General features: G+C 56.9%; 12 protein-coding genes. 9 read left to right on the top strand and 3 right to left on the bottom strand.

Annotated features, from left to right (window positions below):
* Window positions 1-121 precede the first annotated feature (121 nt).
* The 3 genes from FB556_RS07185 (at window position 122) to cydC (ending at window position 6,341) form a co-directional block, all read left to right on the top strand.
* Window positions 122-1,702 carry a cytochrome ubiquinol oxidase subunit I gene (locus FB556_RS07185; protein WP_141866191.1) on the top strand — a complete coding sequence of 527 codons (1,581 nt, stop codon included), beginning with the start codon at window positions 122-124 and terminating at the stop codon, window positions 1,700-1,702.
* Window positions 1,703-1,740: 38 nt separating this feature from the next.
* The gene (cydB, locus tag FB556_RS07180) at window positions 1,741-2,760 is read left to right on the top strand and encodes a cytochrome d ubiquinol oxidase subunit II (RefSeq protein ID WP_141866190.1); all 1,020 of its coding nucleotides are present in this window, start codon (window positions 1,741-1,743) and stop codon (window positions 2,758-2,760) included.
* 83 nt (window positions 2,761-2,843) lie between these two features.
* Window positions 2,844-6,341 carry a thiol reductant ABC exporter subunit CydC gene (cydC, locus tag FB556_RS07175; protein ID WP_342774661.1) on the top strand — a complete coding sequence of 1,166 codons (3,498 nt, stop codon included), beginning with the start codon at window positions 2,844-2,846 and terminating at the stop codon, window positions 6,339-6,341.
* Window positions 6,342-6,384: 43 nt separating this feature from the next.
* Here the strand turns inward: cydC and FB556_RS07170 are convergent, their stop codons facing one another.
* Window positions 6,385-8,898: a DNA gyrase/topoisomerase IV subunit A gene (locus FB556_RS07170; protein ID WP_141866186.1), complete on the bottom strand. Its 2,514-nt coding sequence runs from the start codon at window positions 8,896-8,898 to the stop codon at window positions 6,385-6,387.
* A 55-nt stretch (window positions 8,899-8,953) separates the two neighbouring features.
* Here FB556_RS07170 and FB556_RS07165 point away from each other — a divergent pair, with 55 nt between their 5' ends.
* From FB556_RS07165 to FB556_RS07155, 3 genes are read left to right on the top strand one after another with little or no spacing between them, the layout of a single operon-like run.
* Window positions 8,954-11,707 carry a bifunctional acetate--CoA ligase family protein/GNAT family N-acetyltransferase gene (locus tag FB556_RS07165; protein WP_141866184.1) on the top strand — a complete coding sequence of 918 codons (2,754 nt, stop codon included), beginning with the start codon at window positions 8,954-8,956 and terminating at the stop codon, window positions 11,705-11,707.
* 27 nt (window positions 11,708-11,734) lie between these two features.
* Window positions 11,735-12,322: a DUF5998 family protein gene (locus tag FB556_RS07160; protein ID WP_141866182.1), complete on the top strand. Its 588-nt coding sequence runs from the start codon at window positions 11,735-11,737 to the stop codon at window positions 12,320-12,322.
* On the top strand, window positions 12,319-13,488 hold the full coding sequence (locus FB556_RS07155) for an alkaline phosphatase family protein (RefSeq protein WP_141866180.1): 1,170 nt from the start codon (window positions 12,319-12,321) through the stop codon (window positions 13,486-13,488). Before FB556_RS07160 ends, FB556_RS07155 begins: the two co-directional genes overlap by 4 nt.
* Window positions 13,489-13,526: 38 nt before the next feature.
* On the opposite strand, the gene sepH is transcribed toward FB556_RS07155, so the two are convergent.
* Entirely contained in the window at window positions 13,527-14,771 is a 1,245-nt protein-coding gene (gene sepH, locus FB556_RS07150; RefSeq protein WP_170200401.1) for a septation protein SepH, read from the bottom strand.
* Window positions 14,772-15,070: 299 nt separating this feature from the next.
* On the opposite strand from sepH, the gene FB556_RS07145 reads away from it, so the two are divergent.
* Entirely contained in the window at window positions 15,071-15,370 is a 300-nt protein-coding gene (locus FB556_RS07145) for a DUF4193 domain-containing protein (RefSeq protein WP_043057917.1), read from the top strand.
* 110 nt (window positions 15,371-15,480) lie between these two features.
* On the opposite strand, the gene FB556_RS07140 is transcribed toward FB556_RS07145, so the two are convergent.
* Window positions 15,481-16,089 carry a DUF3093 domain-containing protein gene (locus FB556_RS07140; RefSeq protein WP_141866177.1) on the bottom strand — a complete coding sequence of 203 codons (609 nt, stop codon included), beginning with the start codon at window positions 16,087-16,089 and terminating at the stop codon, window positions 15,481-15,483.
* A 114-nt stretch (window positions 16,090-16,203) separates the two neighbouring features.
* Between FB556_RS07140 and dut the strand changes: the two genes are divergently transcribed.
* Together dut and FB556_RS07130 are read left to right on the top strand one after the other, a co-directional pair.
* The gene (gene dut, locus FB556_RS07135; protein WP_141866175.1) at window positions 16,204-16,689 is read left to right on the top strand and encodes a dUTP diphosphatase; all 486 of its coding nucleotides are present in this window, start codon (window positions 16,204-16,206) and stop codon (window positions 16,687-16,689) included.
* Between the two features lie 42 nt (window positions 16,690-16,731).
* Window positions 16,732-17,442: a DUF3710 domain-containing protein gene (locus tag FB556_RS07130; protein ID WP_141866173.1), complete on the top strand. Its 711-nt coding sequence runs from the start codon at window positions 16,732-16,734 to the stop codon at window positions 17,440-17,442.
* The last annotated feature ends 16 nt before the right edge of the window (window positions 17,443-17,458 follow it).

Below are 17,458 nucleotides of genomic sequence, written 5' to 3'. Positions count from 1 at the left end.
TGGAAAGGCTGAAATGCAGCCGGTATCTATGCGCTGAGTAGTCAAAAACCTGTGACACAGCGCAAACGTACTTCCGACTTTTGATCATCAGTGGAGTATTGCTGATGGGGGAGGGACCCTGATGGATCCTCTTGAGGTAGCTCGATGGCAGTTCGGGATCACCACGGTGTACCACTTTTTGATGGTGCCGTTGACCATCGGCCTGGGTATTGTGTTAGTAGCAATGCAAACCGCCTGGCACCGAACAGGGAAAGAACACTACCTGCGGATGACCAAGTTTTGGGGCAAGATCTTCATGATCAACTTCATCATGGGTGTTGCCACAGGTTTGGTCCAAGAATTTCAATTCGGTATGGCCTGGAGCGAGTATTCCCGGTTTGTGGGTGACGTCTTTGGTGCTCCTTTGGCAATGGAAGCACTCATCGCTTTCTTCCTAGAGTCCGTGTTCATCGGTATCTGGGTCTTTGGTTGGGGGCGTGTAAACCCTCGGATCCATCTGGCAGTTCTGTGGCTGGCCGTGCTGGGATCCGTCATCTCTGCATACTTCATCCTTGCGGCGAACGCTTTTATGCAACACCCGGTTGGGGTCGAATTCGTCAATGGTCGAGCCGAGATGGTCGACTTCTGGGCCGTCATGACCAACCCCACGTTGTTGATTCACTTTCCGCACACCATCTTCGGTGCGCTCGCCGTCGCCGGTTCAATGCTACTGGGCATCGCCTGGTATCACCTGTGGAAGCGACGCACGGACGGCATCGATACCGTAGACGATAGCGGTTACGTTGTCGTTGGTTCCTCCGGTTCCAAAGCCCGGGATGCAGCAGACTACCGCGGTTGGCGCGCATCCTTCCGCTGGGGTGGTTGGATTGCCATTGTGGCATTTTTAGGAACAGCCTTTACCGGCCACACCCAAGCCCAGATGATGATCGAGCAACAACCGCTGAAAATGGCCTCGGCAGAAGCAGCCTGTCACGATGGCACCGGATTCTCCGTGTTGTCGGTTGCCAGCCGAGACAGTGGCGGTGCGACCACTTGTGACGACATCGTGGGTGTGTTTGAGATCCCGGGACTGTTGTCGTTTCTGGCACACAATGACTTCACCACTCCGGTGGACGGCGTGAACACGCTGATTCCCCAGTACGAAGAGCAATACGGCACGCACTTACCGGATGATCCCCGGTATGGCGAACGCGCCGGAGCCGAAATCGACTACCTGCCGATCATGGAGGTGACCTACTGGGGTTTTCGTTTGATGATTACCTTCGGCGGCGTTGCGGCCCTAGCAGCAGCCCTTGGCCTATTCATCGGCCGGAAGGGCACTGTCCCGCATGACAAGACGTTAATGAATCTGGCATGGTTATCGATCCTGGCACCGTTTGCGGCCAACTCCACCGGCTGGATCTTCACTGAGATGGGCCGTCAACCCTTCACGGTGGCACCGAACCCGGATCTCAACGGCATCGACCAAGTGTGGCAGTTCACCGCGGCCGCGGTCTCACCGGGGGTCAGCGGGCAAGAGATTCTCTTCTCCCTGATCGCGTTGACACTGATCTACGCGCTGTTGCTCGTAGTGGAGATTGTGCTGCTCGTACGCTATACCCGGGGCGGACACCCGGCGGGCATGCCAGAATTACTGGCTGATGACCAAGCCGACGAGGACCGCGATAAGCCCTCTTCCGACGTGTTGTCCTTTGCATACTGATGCGATCCACGACCGTCTTAGAAAGGTAATACATTCTCATGGATTTTCTTCCAACGTTGTGGTTCATTCTCATCGCGGTGCTATGGATTGGCTATCTGGTGCTAGATGGTTTCGACCTTGGGGTGGGCATGTTGCTCAAAGGTTGGGCCAGAAACGAGTCCCAGCGCCGCGTCATACTCAACACGATCGGGCCGGTGTGGGATGGCAACGAAGTGTGGCTCATTACTGCCGCAGGGGCCACCTTTGCGGCCTTCCCACACTGGTATGCCTCAATGTTCGCCGGGCTCTATATCCCGTTGACCATCGCACTGCTGGCACTGATCCTGCGCGCAGTCTCCATCGAATACCGCGGGAAGTCTCATAGCCAACGAGCCCGCAACGCGTGGGACTGGTGTATGGCCGGTGGCTCGTTTTTTGCAGCGTTTTCAATCGGCGCCATGCTTGCGCTCACGTCCACTGGGCTACCACTCGATGAATACGGCGACCGAGTCGGCGGGCCATTTGCATGGTTCAGCGGTTGGGCTGTGGTCGGTGGACTGGCAGTTGTGGGAGTCTCCCTAGCCATGGGCTGGGCCTTTTTATCGCTGAAAACCCTCGGTGCACCCCGCGAAGCCGGTAACTACCACCTACGTCGCTTCTTGCCGCTGTACTTACTGCCTGCCGCCGTGTGGGTCATCGGGGTCGCGATACGCTATCCAAAAGTCGTATCGGTTGGCATGGTCGTCCTGGCAGCCACTGGCATAGTTGTTGCTTGGGTTGCATCACGTCAGCGCAAAGAAGGCCTCACCTTCACAGGCATGGTCATCTTTGTCGCGCTGGGGATGGGGGCGATCTTTACCTCGATGTACCCCAATGTGCTGCCCTCCACAATCGATGCAGCATATAACCTCACGGTGAGCTCGTCATCGTCGTCGGATTACACCCTGTCGATCATGGCGGTCGTCACCGCGATCTTCTTACCGCTGGTGTTAGCCTATAGCGCCTGGAGCTACTGGATGTTCCGCCAACGCCTCGGCGAACAACACATCCCAGAATCTGCAGTGGTGACGCCGGTCTGATCCCAGAACTGCCAACCTCACGCACTGGACGTCGAGCCTTCATCGGGCTCGGCGTCCTCGCCACGGTCAAACTCACCGGCTGGATCCTCATCGCCGTCGCCCTGGCTCGCGGCATCAGCCACCTGGCGGCGTCCCTGCCAGCATCAGACGCCGCACAACTGCTGCAGCTCCTATTCAATTCACCGCGCACCGCCCCGGGCCTCACCGAATCGCTGGTGGCATACACCACCTCCAACCACTTTGTGCTCTCCCTCGCGCTGGGCTTCGGAGGGGCCCTATTACGCGGCATAGCCCAATGGGGCCAACAGGTCCTGGCCACTCGGGGCGCGCTGGGTGAAAAAGAACACCTGCGCGAACAACTCGTCCGCCACCGTCTAGCCGCCGCCGGCGCTCACGCCGATCGCGCCGGCGAAGACACCATCCTGGCGTCCAAGGGTTTAGATAACCTCGATGACTACTACACCGACTTCCTCCCGGCCCTCGTCTCGGCGCTCATTATCCCCCTGGGCCTAGGCATCTGGATCCTTATACACGACTGGGTCAGCGCCGTCGTGCTGGTCCTGACCATCCCGTTAATCCCGATGTTCATGATCCTCATCGGCCGATTCACCGAACACCGCGTCGATGAGGCCGCCTCGGGCCTACACAAACTGTCGCAGCACCTACTGGAACTTGCCCGCGGCCTACCCGTGCTCGTGGGACTACGTCGGGCGGGAATGCAGCGCAAAGCGCTCGCAGACGTCTCCAATAGCTACCAGCGCACCACGATGAACACCTTGAAGGCCGCCTTTATGTCGGGGCTGGCACTCGAGCTGATCTCGACACTTTCGGTGGCTATCATCGCCGTCTTCATCGGTGTGCGCCTCGTCAATGGGTCGATCGAGCTGTATGCAGGCATCATGATCTTAACCCTGGCCGCCGAAGTGTATCTGCCATTCCGCGATATCGGCTCCGCCTATCACGCCTCTGAGGACGGCGTCGAGGCACTCAAGCGCGCCAAAGCACAAATCAACCAGCCTGTACCCAACACGATGGCACAGCTACTGGACACTGAAACACTTCACGACGACGCCGTCGAATTGCGCGACGTCACCATTGCGTATAAAGCCTTGCGCCGGATCGAGGACCCAACATACACCGGCCCCGAATATCTGACACCGCAGCAATACGCTCAAGCCAAACACGATGAGGCCTCCACAGATGACGCCGGCGAGCTAGTTGCGGCGCCACGCTACGAGGTCGAGGCCTTAGCTCCGGTGGTCTCCGACTTCAGTCTCCGGGTGGCCCCGAGCCAGTACACGGTCTTCGGGGGTGCCTCAGGCACCGGTAAATCAACGGTGCTCAAAGCACTGGCCGGTCTGCTCACTGACACCGAAGCCGCGTTTCGCGGTGAGACCACCGGGCTCAAGCATCGTCGGATCGCATATTTGAGTCAGCACCCAACCTTTGTGAGTGACACCGTTGAAGACGAACTGTGGCTCGTCGCTGAGGCAACCCAGCAGGGGGCTGACGCCGAGTACACGATGAGCCTGGCATTGGACTTTGCTGGTCTGAGTGGATACCAACCCCGACGTATCGACGAGCTCTCGCCGGGCGAACGCCGCCGCCTGGGCTTCGCCCGGGTCTTAGTCCGCCTTCTGACAACTAGCCACCAGAACGAGACACAAGACGCCTGGCTGGTTGTCTTGGATGAACCGACGGCTCACCTTGACGCGCACTCCGCAGCCCGGATTCGCGGGGTTCTTCGCGGGCTGGCCACAGGTATCCTCCCGGACGGCTCCAAGCTGCCGATCATCCTGGTCGTCTCATCGCACGATGAGATGGTCCATCAGGATGCCGATCAGCTCCTGGGCAACACCGTGGTCCCGGTGCAGAATACCGGCGATGACGATGAGGCCCCGGCTGTCTCAGCAACTTTCGAGCACGCCGCGGGCAATGACGAACCGGTACACCGGGTGCGTCTGGCTGATTGGTTACGTTTCCTGCCCTTGAACGATGGTAAATTCATCGGTGGCATCGGTTGGGCCGTAGCGGCACTGCTGTCTGGAGCTTTGTTGTCTGCTCTATCGGGTTGGCTCATCGTGCAGGCCTCCTATGAGCCGCCCATCTTATATCTGCTGGCGGTGATCGTGGGAGTACGTTTCTTTGGTATCGGCCGGGCTGTTTTCCGGTATGCCGAACGACTCGCCGTGCACGATGCTGTGCTCAGCTGGGCCAACCGCATCAGACTGCGAGTCTGGGACGCCCTGGGCAGTCAGGCCGGTCAGTGGAACCGTCTCACCCGCTCGGGCGGGGCCTTGTCCGTACTGATCTCCGATGTGGACCAACTACGTGACGCGGTGCCGCGCGTCATCGTTCCGATTCCAGCGGCCATCATCACCTGGCTGGTCAGCACCGGCATCGTCGCCTACATGGCCCCGGGAGCGTGGTGGCCAGCCCTGGTTGCCGGCATCCTGGCATTTTTCGTGGTCCCAATCGTGGTGCACCTGGTGGATGCAAAAACCACCGTGCAACTGGCCGATCACCGAACGTGGCTGGTTTCAGCGGTCTCACGGCTCTTCTCATCCGCCGCCGATACTGCTGGCAACGGCATGACGACCCGCGCCGCCGACCGTTTTGTTGCCGTTGATGCACACACGTCTGCTCCATTGAAGCGCAGCAGTTTTGCCGCCGGGCTCGGCGAAGGCCTGGCCACGCTGCTCTCGGCTTGGGCTGCGGTCCACACCATGTGGGTTGCCATCAGTCATGGCATCTCTGCACCCAACACCGCCTTGGTCGTGATGCTGCTGCTCGCACTGGCCGAGCCTTTCGGGCTATTCAATCAGGCAGCACAAGAATCGCGAACCTTGAATCATCAGCTGGCTAAACTTCTGCCCCTGCTCCAAGACCACACCACGCCCGGTGCCGACTGGGTCAAGGTCGAAGCGTCCGCTGAGCACGGCATCGACCGGCTGCGTCTCGATGATGTCACGGTGCGCTATGGTCCGGATGCCCCGGTGGTGCTGGATGGGTTATCGCTGACGGCGGGCAAGGGAGACTTCGTCGCGGTCACCGGACCGTCGGGGTCGGGAAAATCGACGCTGTTGGCCGTATTGCTGGGTTTCTTACAACCGGTGAGTGGCACCTACCGGCTCACCGCCGCCACGGCCGATCCCGCCGCAGCATTACAGCTGGTGGCATGGTGTCCTCAGGAAGCCTACTTATTCGACTCCACGCTGCGCTCGAATCTGGCACTCGCCCGGGATCCATCGCAGCGCCCGACCGACGATGAACTCTACGAGGTGCTGGACACGGTGGGACTCACTGACTGGTTGGCCACCGCCCCGGAGGGCCTCGATACCCGCCTGGGTCCTTCTGGTCACTTCATCTCGGGTGGTCAACGCCAGCGCGTGGCTGTGGCCCGCGCGCTATTGGCCCAAGCACAGGTCGTCCTGCTCGATGAGCCCACCGCACACCTGGGAGCCGATGAGGCCGCAGCGCTGATTACGGATCTCCAAACCGCACTGGCCGATAAGATCGTCATCATGGTGACCCACGATCAACGCTTCGCCGCGATGGCCGACTCCCTCCAGCTACGCTAGGTCAGCCAGGGGAGTCGGATCAACTCTAGGCGTGGTTGAGCCTTTAGTCGGCAAGCACCGGGGAGGTGCTGCGCCCGATCACACCGATGGCCGAGTCCAGCATGATGCCAGAGGCATCGCGTTCGGAATACTCCTGCGGTAGGGCACGGGCCACCCCACCGGTGGTGGAAGCTAACGGGTTGGGTCCCGCCCATGCAAGGTCTAAACCAGTCTCACCGCGCAAGAACCGGTGTGCACGCACACCCTGGGTATTGCGGCCTTTGGGCGCGAATTCTTCCAGCTGGGTGACCTTGGCGGTCGGGGAGGCCTCCAACACGTCGTCATCGATCTTTGACACGGTCACGACCACGGACTGGTCAAATTCAGCAGCCGGTGCCACGCTAAAGGACAACACGTGATCGCGATCGACCAGTTTGATCCCTGCAATACCGCCACCGGAACGCCCCTGAGGTCGGACCAGGGCGGCAGCAAAGCGCAATAACTGTCCCGACTCGGTGATAAAGACCAACTGGTCGTCATCCTCAGTGGCCGGACCAACACCGATTACGGTGTCATCGTCTTTGAGCGTGATTGCTTCAAACTCATCCTGGTTCAACGGCCAATCATCGGTGCGCACACGCTTGACCACACCATTACGGGTCCCCAGCGCTAACACCCGGTTCAACGGCACTATCGCAATAAGTTGTTCGCCACGCTGTAACGTCACAAAGTCATCCACCTTGACCCCGTCGGTCATCGCCGGAGTGGCGGTGGCACTTTGCAGGGCCGGGATTTCGACCACGTTGATCCGAATCATCCGTCCGGTATCCGTCAGCGCGCCCACCTCACCGCGGGCCGACGTGGCGACCACCGAGGTGTAGACATCATGCCGACGACGTCGCCCCTGTCCCGTCAGCGGTGTCTGGTCTGTGGTGCGCAATAATCGGCCCGAGGCCGAGAGCACAACCCAGCAGGGCTCATCGGGTACCAGCAGTGCAGAAGCTGCAGCGGCTCGGTCTGCTTTGGAAGATGTTGCCGTCACCGCCGGGGCAAGTTCTTCGGATTTCACGAGTTTCGTGCGGCGGGCATCTCCGAACTGCTCGGCCATTTCGGATAATTCTGTCGAGACCGTTTCGCGCAACACGGCGTCTGAGGCCAGAATCTTTTCCAAAGCTTCAATGGCTGCCAGCAGCTCATCGCGTTCAGTTTCTAAATCGAGGCGGGAGAACTTCGTCAGCTGGCGCAAGCGCAGCTCCAAGATGTGGTTGGCCTGAATTTCGGTGAGATCAAAGACCATCATGAGGCGTTCGCGGGCTGCTGCCGCATCATCCGAGGTCCGGATAATCTCAATGACCTCATCGATGTCTACCAGGGCGAGGAGCAGACCTTCCACCAGGTGCAACCGGTCCTGGCGTTTCCCTAAGCGGTGGGCGGTACGACGGCGTACTACGGTCAAGCGGTGATCGACATAGACGCTCAGGAGGTCTTTGAGTCCCAGGGTCTGGGGCTGTCCATCAACCAGTGCCACATTATTGATCCCGAAGTTTTCTTCCAACGGGGTGTGTTTATACAGCTGGGCGAGTACGGCCTGTGGATTGAAACCAGCTTTGAGCTCGATGACTAACTGTAGCCCGTGGTTGCGGTCGGTTAGATCCACCACGTCGGCAATACCGGCGACCTTTTTGGCATTGACCGCGGTCTTGAGTCGATCAATAACCCGCTCGGGTCCGACACCATACGGCAGTTCAGTTACGACGAGACCGGTACGACGGGCCGAGACTTGTTCAACGTTGACGGTGGCGCGCATGGTGAATCGACCACGCCCAGTTTCATAAGCTTCTCTGATACCGTCTAGCCCCACGATCCGAGCGCCGGAGGGCAGATCCGGGCCGGGCACAAATTTCATGAGAGCTTTGGTGTCAGCATCTGGGTGATCGATCAAGTGGCGGGCCGCAGCGATCACCTCGCCCAAGTTATGGGGTGCCATGTTCGTGGCCATCCCCACCGCAATACCGGAGGCACCGTTGACCAGCAGGTTCGGAAATGCGGCAGGCAACACGGTGGGCTGTTGCATTTGGTTGTCATAGTTCGGTTCGAAATCGACCGTGTCTTCAGCAAGATCTGATGTCATAGCCACGGCGGCTTGGGACATCCGTGCTTCGGTGTAGCGTGCCGCTGCTGGGCCGTCGTCGACAGAACCAAAGTTGCCGTGGCCATCGACCAGCGGCAAGCGCAGGTTGAAATCCTGGGCCAAACGAACCATCGCATCATAGATGGCGGAGTCACCATGCGGGTGGAGTTTACCCATGACTTCGCCCACAACGCGGGCTGATTTGACATGGCCTTTCTCCGGGGTCAGACCCATCTGGTTCATCATATATAAGATGCGCCGTTGGACAGGTTTCAGCCCATCGCGCGCGTCAGGAAGGGCCCGAGAGTAAATCACCGAGTAGGCGTACTCCAAAAAGGAGTGCTCCATTTCGGATGCAACATCAATGTCGATAATGTTCTGGTCTTCGGTCGGCACTACTGCGGTGCTCGAATTCGCCGAAGACCTCGTTTTTGAACGTTTTGACATTTGACCTTTCCCGTCACGTGGATACCACGTCCTGATTGTGGCTTAAGATAATTATATGGCTGAACAGAGAACCAAACGCCCGTATCCGGCCCACTGGGAAGCCGATGTGCTGCTGCGTGATGGCGCGACAGCCCGATTGCGCCCGGTGTCCCCAGATGATGCCGCGGCATTACAACGTATGCATGAGGGCCAATCTCAGGATTCTATCTACTTTCGCTACTTTACGTATAAGTCCCAGCTGTCAGCCAAAGAGCTCGAGCGTTTCACCGTCGTGGATTACGTAGACCGCGTCGCATTTGTGATCTTGTTGGGTGATGAACTCATGGGGATCGGTCGGTATGATCGGCTCGGCGACGCACCAGAAGCCGAAGTGGCCTTCAATATTGCCGACGCCCACCAGGGGCGCGGTCTTGGCTCGATTCTGATGGAACACCTGGCCGCGGCGGCTCGAGAAAACGGGATCCGATCATTTACGGCCGAAGTACTGCCGGAAAACCGCAAAATGCTGACAGTCTTCCAAGCAGCGGGCTTTGATATCAAACGGTCCTTTGAAGACGGGGTCGTTGTCGTAGAGTTTCCCATCGACCCGACTGCCAGAGTACGCGCCGTCATGGAATCACGCGAACACCGTGCCGAGGCGCAATCGGTTGCTGAGTTACTACGTCCTGAATCCATTGCGGTCATCGGGGCATCGCGTCATTGGGGTTCTATTGGTTTTGCTCTTCTGGAGAACATCATTGAAGGCGGCTACACCGGACCTGTTTACGGCATCAATAAAGAAGCCTTTGAAATCGCTGGCATGATTTCTCGGACATCTCTTGCTGAAGTGCCACAACAGATTGATCTTGCAGTTATTGCAGTGCCATATGACCAAATCCGGTCAGTGGTGCAAGACTGTGCCGATCATGGTGTCAAAGGACTGTTGATTGCCACCGATGGTTTCGATGGGGAAGAGGGACTGGCCGAACAGCGCCGTCTCGTGCGGGTTGCACGTTCTCACGGGATGCGTGTCATCGGTCCGGCCTCCGCCGGCATCATAAACACCGATCCTCAGGTCAGTCTCAACGCTTCGGTCTCACCTGCACTGCCACAGCGCGGCTCGATCGGTTTATTTTCCCAATCAGCTCCCATCGGAGCCATGTTATTTACAGCCGCCACACAACGCGACATTGGCATCTCATCGATGATCAACGCCGGGAATCGTGCCGACGTATCTGGCAATGACGCGATGCAATACCTTGAAGACGACCCAAATACCAGCGCGGTCGGGGTGTATTTGGAGTCTTTTGGTAACCCGCGTAAGTTTTCGCGAATCGTTCGTCGTCTGGCACGCAAAAAACCGGTGGTGGTCTCGCGCTCCCACGGCATGGGTCGCCGCATCCCACCGGGACACGCGACACGTACCACCGAAGCTCCACATGGAACGGTGCCGTCGATGCTGCGTCAAGCTGGTGCCATCGAAACCGACAATTATGCCGAACTCATGGATATCCTGCAGGTTCTTGCCTGTCAGCCGGTTCCTTCTGGGCCCCGGTTGACCGTGATAGGTAACGCTCCGGCATTGAACCGCCTCACGGTCGAAAACGCGCGCACCGCTGGACTCGAGATCGTTGATGTCCAAGACATTGGCATGCTCGATGCGCAGCGTCCCGTCGACGACGCGATCAAAGCTGTGACCGAAGCGATCGAAAGCGCCGTGGCATCCGGTCAGACCGACGCGATCATCGTGTTAGTGCAATCCGGAATGTATCAACTTCAAGGTGACGCCGCAAAACTCGCCCAGGCGATCAACGATGTTTCCGGAGACACCGAAGTGACCATCTTGGCCTCATTCACTGCGGTCTTGGAAGAAAACTTCAAACCCACCTCCATCATTACTCAAGGAAAGCTTCGTGAAGGACCGGTAGAAGATGGCGGTGATGCCGAACATGTCGAACCGAAACAATACGGTCTGCCGATCTTTGATTCAGCCGAACAGGCAGTCCATGTGCTTGCCGAGCTAGTGCAATACCGTGCCTGGCGCGATGCTGAACGCGGTATCGCCGTCGAATACGACGATATTGATCGGTATACGGCCGAAGAGTTAGTCAATGAGTGGACTCGAGATGCTACCGGCACCGAACTGGTGAAACTATCGCGGGACCAAACCGACGAACTGCTGGGCTGCTACGGAATCACGGTGCTGCCGTCTCGTCGCTTCCAAACGATCGAAGAAGCCCTAGAATATGCCGAAGAGTTTGGCTACCCGGTAGCCCTCAAAGCGGATAACACGAGTCTGCGTCACCGACTAGATCTCGGCGGAGTACGACTCAATATCGAAACACCAGAAGGATTGCGAGCCAATATTGAATCCATGCGTGAGGTACTTGCCCCATATGGTTCACCGTCAATCGAAGTACAGACGATGGCACCGGCCGGACAGGGCTGTATCGTTGCTGCTGTGGAGGACCCGCTGGTTGGACCTGTGATTTCTTTTGGCATCTCAGGTGATGCCGTTGAGCTCTTGGATGATTGGGTACACGTGGTACCCCCACTGTCTGACCAGGACTTAGAGCAACTTATCCGAACTCCCCGCGCTTCGGCTAAGCTATTTGGTTATGGTGATATCCCAGCGGTAGACCTCAACGGCATCAAAGACCTCCTAGCACGTGTGTCACAGCTCAAAGATGATCTTCCACAGGTTGCCCGGTTGCGGTTCAATCCGCTGCTTGCCGCTCCTGAGGCTACTACCGTATTAAAGGCAGAAATTTATATTGCAAATGCTGCAGTACGTACCGATTCAGCGCGCAGAGCGCTGCTGAATCACTAATCGTGCAAAGGACGAGAACACATTACGATGCCATATCCTGCACTGCCAACTGATTTGGCACTCGACATACAACGTGCTGGTTTCTACCCTCAGCTCGTGGCCAATGTCATGGGCCAACAACTGGGTGACCGCGAGATCCTCAGTCATTACGTGCACGTCGAGACTCATTTTAGTTATGACGACCTGCACCGGCACATCACGGTGTTAGTGCTCGCCCAGGGCAATGTCCTTGCCGCACTACACCTCAATGACCTTGAAGATGATATGCAAGAAGGACCCGCCAAGGCTTCGGTGGCCACCGAGATTATCCCATTGTCAAAAGTTGGCTCCTGCGTTCTGACTACCGGGTATGATGCCCCACAAAATTTCCAGCCCGGCGATCCACCGTCTGAAGTCACCCTCGTGTTGAGTTGGGCCGGAGGTGCGCGCATGGAATTCGTACCCAACCTGTGTGAGGATCCTAACTGCGAAGCCGACCATGGTTACCTTGGAACACGAATCTCCGAAGACCTGGTACTTCGCATCGCAGGCAAAGCCGACGGACAAGACGCGGTTAACAAAGCGCTAGCCTTTAGCCGTAAGCTTCGTGACGCGATCCTTGATAACGCTTCATGAGTGTTTCGATACCGACCGGCTACAACACGCAGCGCAACCTTACTCACGTGCTACCGTCTCTGGCGGCAGCCCTTGGCGCGCCAACGAGGAACCACCTGGACTTACCTCAGGCATCGTCTGCGATACTGCTGATGGTTGACGGACTCGGTCGTGAGCAACTGGAGCGATATGCTGCTCACGCCCCATTTTTTCGTCGGGTGATGCAAGACCAGACATCAGTGCAGACTGAAATGTCGTCAGTTTATCCTTCGACTACTGCTGCGGCGTTGTCCTCGTTAGGCACCGCGTTATCGCCGGGCGAACACGGACTGGTTGGGTATGACGTTTATGATCCAGGCCGGCAGGTCGTCATCAATCAGCTTGGTGGGTGGGATGAGCGCACAGACCCTGAAGTCTGGCAGCCGGCGCCAACCATTTTTCAACAGCTCAACGATCAACGTCAAGCGGGGGTTCACAATATCCGTCCCGTGACGATCTCGTTATCGGCCTTTGAAGATTCAGCCTTGACCCGCGCGTCCTTACAGGGCCCCAGGTTTGTGGGAGCCAATGAGTTGGGAGAACGTTTTGTTCGCGGGGCAGCAGCAGCACGACAGCCTGGCGCCTTGATCTACCTGTATGTGAATGAACTCGATAAAGCAGGCCACCAACACGGACCTGGTTCCAACACCTGGTTGGAAGTTTTAGAAGACATCGACTCACACGCTCGACGCATGATCCGGAAATTGCCTAACAGCACATTGGTTGCAGTCACAGGTGACCACGGCATGATTGAGGTGAAAGAAGAACGGCGGGTCGACTTTTCCCAACACGGTGAGCTCATCGAACACATCGCGCACACAGCAGGCGAGCCACGCATGGTACAGCTGCATTTTGATCCAAAAGCTACCGAAGCGCAGCGCGAAAAGACGCAGAATGCGTGGGTTCGGCGGTTTGGGGAGCAAGCTTGGGTTGTGACCCGCCAACAAGCCATCGATGCTGGGTGGTTCGGAACTGTATCGCAGAACGTCCGCCAGCGCATCGGTGACTTGTTAGTAACTGGTTTCGAGCCGGTGGCGTTATATGACGGCAGACGAGCCGCACCACACAGCTTTGCAATGGTGGGACACCACGGCGCACCAACTTCAGCTGAGGTGCGCGTGCCGTGGCTACTGCTGCAAACTCCCTAACCTACCAGTCAACGGGAGCGCGCTGACGCAAGAAAATACTAGGAGTCTTTTCTCGTGCCAAAAATGATTTCGTCCCAACTGGGGACGGTAGGACGCTTGCGTGAACGATTTGGCTGCTCAGTTTTCTTCAACTCGTCGTCGTTGGTTGCTTCAACTTCTGCGTTATGGTCCATTTCGGCCTGAGGGGGTTGCGGCCCCACAACAGCCTCTTCGGGTTCCTCAACACTGTCCTCGGCAGGGACAAACTCACCGGCTACGACTTCGCGTCCATCCCAATGAGCAGGATCCTCTGCTTGGTCATCTGACCAAGCCACTTCAACTTCGGTAGTTACCGCTGAAACCTCGTGATCGATATCGCCATACTCTTCCGAGACCACGAGTTTGGGACGTTGGGGAATTACGGGTTGGTCATCTCGGGTGATCATCGCAGCAAGCTCGTCATCGGATTCTTCATCAACCCCGAGACGCTGACCACGCCGAGCGTGCAACACATCGAGCAGTTCTTCATGCGTCTCGTTCGGCGCGTAAGGGTCGTGCCCTGGTGAAGCATCAGACTCTACATCAAATGGATGATCGCCAACTGTTGTCAGAAAGCCACGCGAAGAGGTGGCGGCTAACGGCGAATCTGCTGGTCCGAATTCACTGAGTACTTGAGCCCAGTGATTGGCGTTTTCTAGATGCTGGGATTGCAGCTTGTAGCTCCACAAAGCCGGGGGAGGATCGCCAATTGAAGAGTCTGCCAGGCCCTGAACCGAGAAATTTGCTGAGATGGTCCAAAGCGTGGAATCAGCATCTCGCCATGCGTCCCACTCAAGGGTTTCAGGATCAAGACCCATGACTTCTAGCCGATGGCTCACCATTTCACTAAGCGATGCTGGCTCGTCGCCAAACACCGCCTCATAGGCCTGATTGCCAAGCTGAGGAGCAGCCACTTCGATGTCTTGTGCTTGGCGAGCAATCCAATCACGTTCGGCAATGATCGGTGTCGCATACACTTCAAGGCTGGCACGATCAACCTCGTGTTGTTCAGCAAGCTCGTCAACAGTGGCACCAGCACGCAGCATTGATTGGATCTCGCGGGGCGATAGCTCTTTCGCAGCCTCGTCCGCGGCAGCAGCTGACGGCCGCCCAATTGGTCGTGTGGCAGCATTGCGCAACGCATCGGTGATTGGCAGATAGAACTCTTCACCGTCACTATTAGACAAAACCAACTCGTCTGCGTTATCAGCTACTCCCACCAAACGAAGCCGGCGAGCGGAATCGTTCCTGATAGTTGAACCCATTACAAGGCCTCCGAACATATAAAGCTTCTGTGTGAACTCTGCCATGTATCCTGCGAAAACGTAGGGAATTTACGCGGTGTGGCGCATATTTCAGCGGTCATCTTAGCCACACCCTTGACATCACGGAGCCCCAATTTGCAAACTAGCCGTCAATAAGGTTAGATCACCACGAAACGCGAGACAGAATCCGCCTAAGGTGAATCTGCCTCGCAGCTGTCCACCTTCGTGATAGAACGTAGATCAGCATCTGAACGAAGGCATCAAAAACTGGTGCTAAAACCTAACCGAATGCGAGATTCATGGCTACGGATTACGACGCTCCCCGCAAGAACGATGAAGAACTTCGCGAGGACTCCATTGAGGAATTACAGTCACGCCGCACTGACACGCAGTCTGCTGTCGTAGACGAAGACGAGGCCGAAGCGGCAGAAGGGTTTGAGCTGCCCGGAGCAGACCTCTCAGACGAAGAGCTGCAAGTAACTGTTCTGCCTGCCCAGCAAGACGAATTCACCTGTGCTTCATGCTTCTTGGTTCGTCACCGCTCCCAAGTGGCCCTTGAAGAAGACGGCTTGCTGTACTGCACTGACTGCGAGGGCTAACAGCAGTCGCCTCACATGAGGCTAATACAGCATGTCTTGTCGATGAGACACACAAAGGGGCCTTTCCGTGATGACTCACGGTTGCCCCTTTGCCTGTTTAACAATGATTATTAGCGCACGCCATTCCCGTTTGGCTGTTCGCGGTTGTCTTCAGCTTGTTCCGCCTCAAGGCGCTGACGCTCGGCTTCAATGAGCCACTCTGGAATATCTTCATCATCAACCTGGGCATCTTCTACTACGTGCATTGCCCCGCCCAGCACAGAAACCAGGTCTTCTGGGCGTCGAGTAGAGGTTAACCAGTATGGGGTCCGGTCCTGAGGATCTTCGATTTGAATGCGAACTACCGGTTTGATCCAGCTGCGAAGATGTAAGTAGGCCAGACCATGGAGTTTCCGGCCGCGCTGTGCAAAAGCGTCATCGCCGAGATAACCGGTTACCTCACCGATATATTCACGCTCAATGGTTGCACGTCCGACTTGCACATGCGTGGTCGTCACGGTGATGTCTGTGGAGGAGGCTAGTAGCCCGAAAACTGCAATCGCGGCTACGATGACACCCGCTACCACGCCCCAGCCAATGCTCAACGGAGCTAACGTGAGCCAACCGAGCGCAGCGGCAAGTAAGACCAGTAACCACATAGACCATGAGGGCCGAAGCGTCTCCTGATAGACGATCGGTGAACCTCCCGGTCCTATTCGTTTGTCCGCATTTTCTGTCATGATCTCCAGCCTACAGGCCTAGCCGATAGGACACCTATTTTGGGTATTAACCTCTCCCAATGACTAGACTGTGGGCCGGTACTATTCACCATAAAATTACCAGGAGTGCACTGCATGCCAACCTCGTCTGACCGTGACCGTTCTCCGCATCAACTAACTGTCGAGTTGAAGCTTCTGGATGACATGATTGCGCCTCCGGCTTACGCGCTTCCAGGCGATGCTGGAGCCGACTTGGTTACGACTATCGATGTGACGCTAGCACCTGGCCAACGCCAGCTTGTGCCGACGGGTGTTGCAGTGGCCATTCCTCATGGCTTTGCCGGTTTTGTTCACCCGCGCTCCGGTCTGGCGACACGGGCTGGTCTGAGTATCGTCAACGCTCCGGGTACCATTGATGCTGGGTATCGAGGAGAGATCAAGGTCGCTCTCATTAATTTGGATTCCAAAGAAACGATCCAATTGCAGCGCGGGGAGCGAATCGCTCAGTTAGTCATTCAACCGGTATATCAGGCGGAATTTTCTATTGTGGAAGAGCTTCCAGAATCTATTCGCCAGGATGCTGGTTTTGGCTCCACCGGCAGTTTCGGAACACGGCAGTAGGCTGGAAGTGCGGTCGATAAGAACTTAAGGAGAAGTTGTACGATGCTTTTTGGACGCAACAGACATGTGCAAGCCGAAACCGTCGTGTTGCCTGAACACCTACGCGATGCTGACGACAATCCCGTCGCTGATGAACGTCCAGAAGGTCCCTTCGATATTACCGAAGTTGAGACCCATGATTTCAGCAAGGGCTACATGGACCTGGGGGCGCTCAAAGTCCCTGTTCGAAAAAATGTCTCTTATCGATTAGAACAGGAGCAGTCAAAACAAAAAGTCTTTGCTGTTTCTGCAGTTCACGATAATTCAACGCTACAAATCCAAGCATTTGCCGCCCCACGCTCTGGCGGGCAATGGGAAGAAATCCGCCAAGAGATGTATGACCAAAACAAGAACGCTCAAGGCGCATCGGTCACGGTCGAAGACGGCGAGTTTGGCAATGAGCTCCTCATCCGAATTCCAGCTGAACTACCAGATGGACGCAAGGGTGAACGTATCGCAAGATTTATTGGGATCGACGGCCCCAGATGGATGATCCGAGCGATGCTCATGGGCAAAGCTGCCATCCAGAAACAGCACGCTGATGTGCTCTACGACATCTTGAAGAATACGGTGATTGATCGCGGCGAGCGTCCACTGCCCGCTCGCCAGATGTTGGAACTTACCCCACCTGAAAGTGTGCTGACCGCTCTGCGTGAAGCAGCAACACGTCGGCGTCAACAGGCGAAACAGCAGCAGTCGCAAACGCAGCAGTAGACCCGGTCAGGAAAAT

Origin of the sequence: Enteractinococcus coprophilus, assembly GCF_006716305.1 — a bacterium.
Classification (GTDB): Bacteria; Actinomycetota; Actinomycetes; order Actinomycetales; family Micrococcaceae; genus Yaniella; species Yaniella coprophila.
Note: the sequence above shows the minus strand (reverse complement) of the source record. Positions and strands in the feature narration are given on the sequence as shown.

Coding starts and splice junctions, on each gene's coding strand:
- FB556_RS07170 (WP_141866186.1), bottom strand. CDS start 8,898: ATGTCAAAACGTTCAAAAACGAGGTCTTCGGCGAATTCGAGCACCGCA.
- FB556_RS07145 (WP_043057917.1), top strand. CDS start 15,071: ATGGCTACGGATTACGACGCTCCCCGCAAGAACGATGAAGAACTTCGC.
- sepH (WP_170200401.1), bottom strand. CDS start 14,771: ATGGGTTCAACTATCAGGAACGATTCCGCTCGCCGGCTTCGTTTGGTG.
- FB556_RS07130 (WP_141866173.1), top strand. CDS start 16,732: ATGCTTTTTGGACGCAACAGACATGTGCAAGCCGAAACCGTCGTGTTG.
- FB556_RS07160 (WP_141866182.1), top strand. CDS start 11,735: ATGCCATATCCTGCACTGCCAACTGATTTGGCACTCGACATACAACGT.
- FB556_RS07155 (WP_141866180.1), top strand. CDS start 12,319: ATGAGTGTTTCGATACCGACCGGCTACAACACGCAGCGCAACCTTACT.
- dut (WP_141866175.1), top strand. CDS start 16,204: ATGCCAACCTCGTCTGACCGTGACCGTTCTCCGCATCAACTAACTGTC.
- FB556_RS07140 (WP_141866177.1), bottom strand. CDS start 16,089: ATGACAGAAAATGCGGACAAACGAATAGGACCGGGAGGTTCACCGATC.
- FB556_RS07185 (WP_141866191.1), top strand. CDS start 122: ATGGATCCTCTTGAGGTAGCTCGATGGCAGTTCGGGATCACCACGGTG.
- cydB (WP_141866190.1), top strand. CDS start 1,741: ATGGATTTTCTTCCAACGTTGTGGTTCATTCTCATCGCGGTGCTATGG.
- FB556_RS07165 (WP_141866184.1), top strand. CDS start 8,954: ATGGCTGAACAGAGAACCAAACGCCCGTATCCGGCCCACTGGGAAGCC.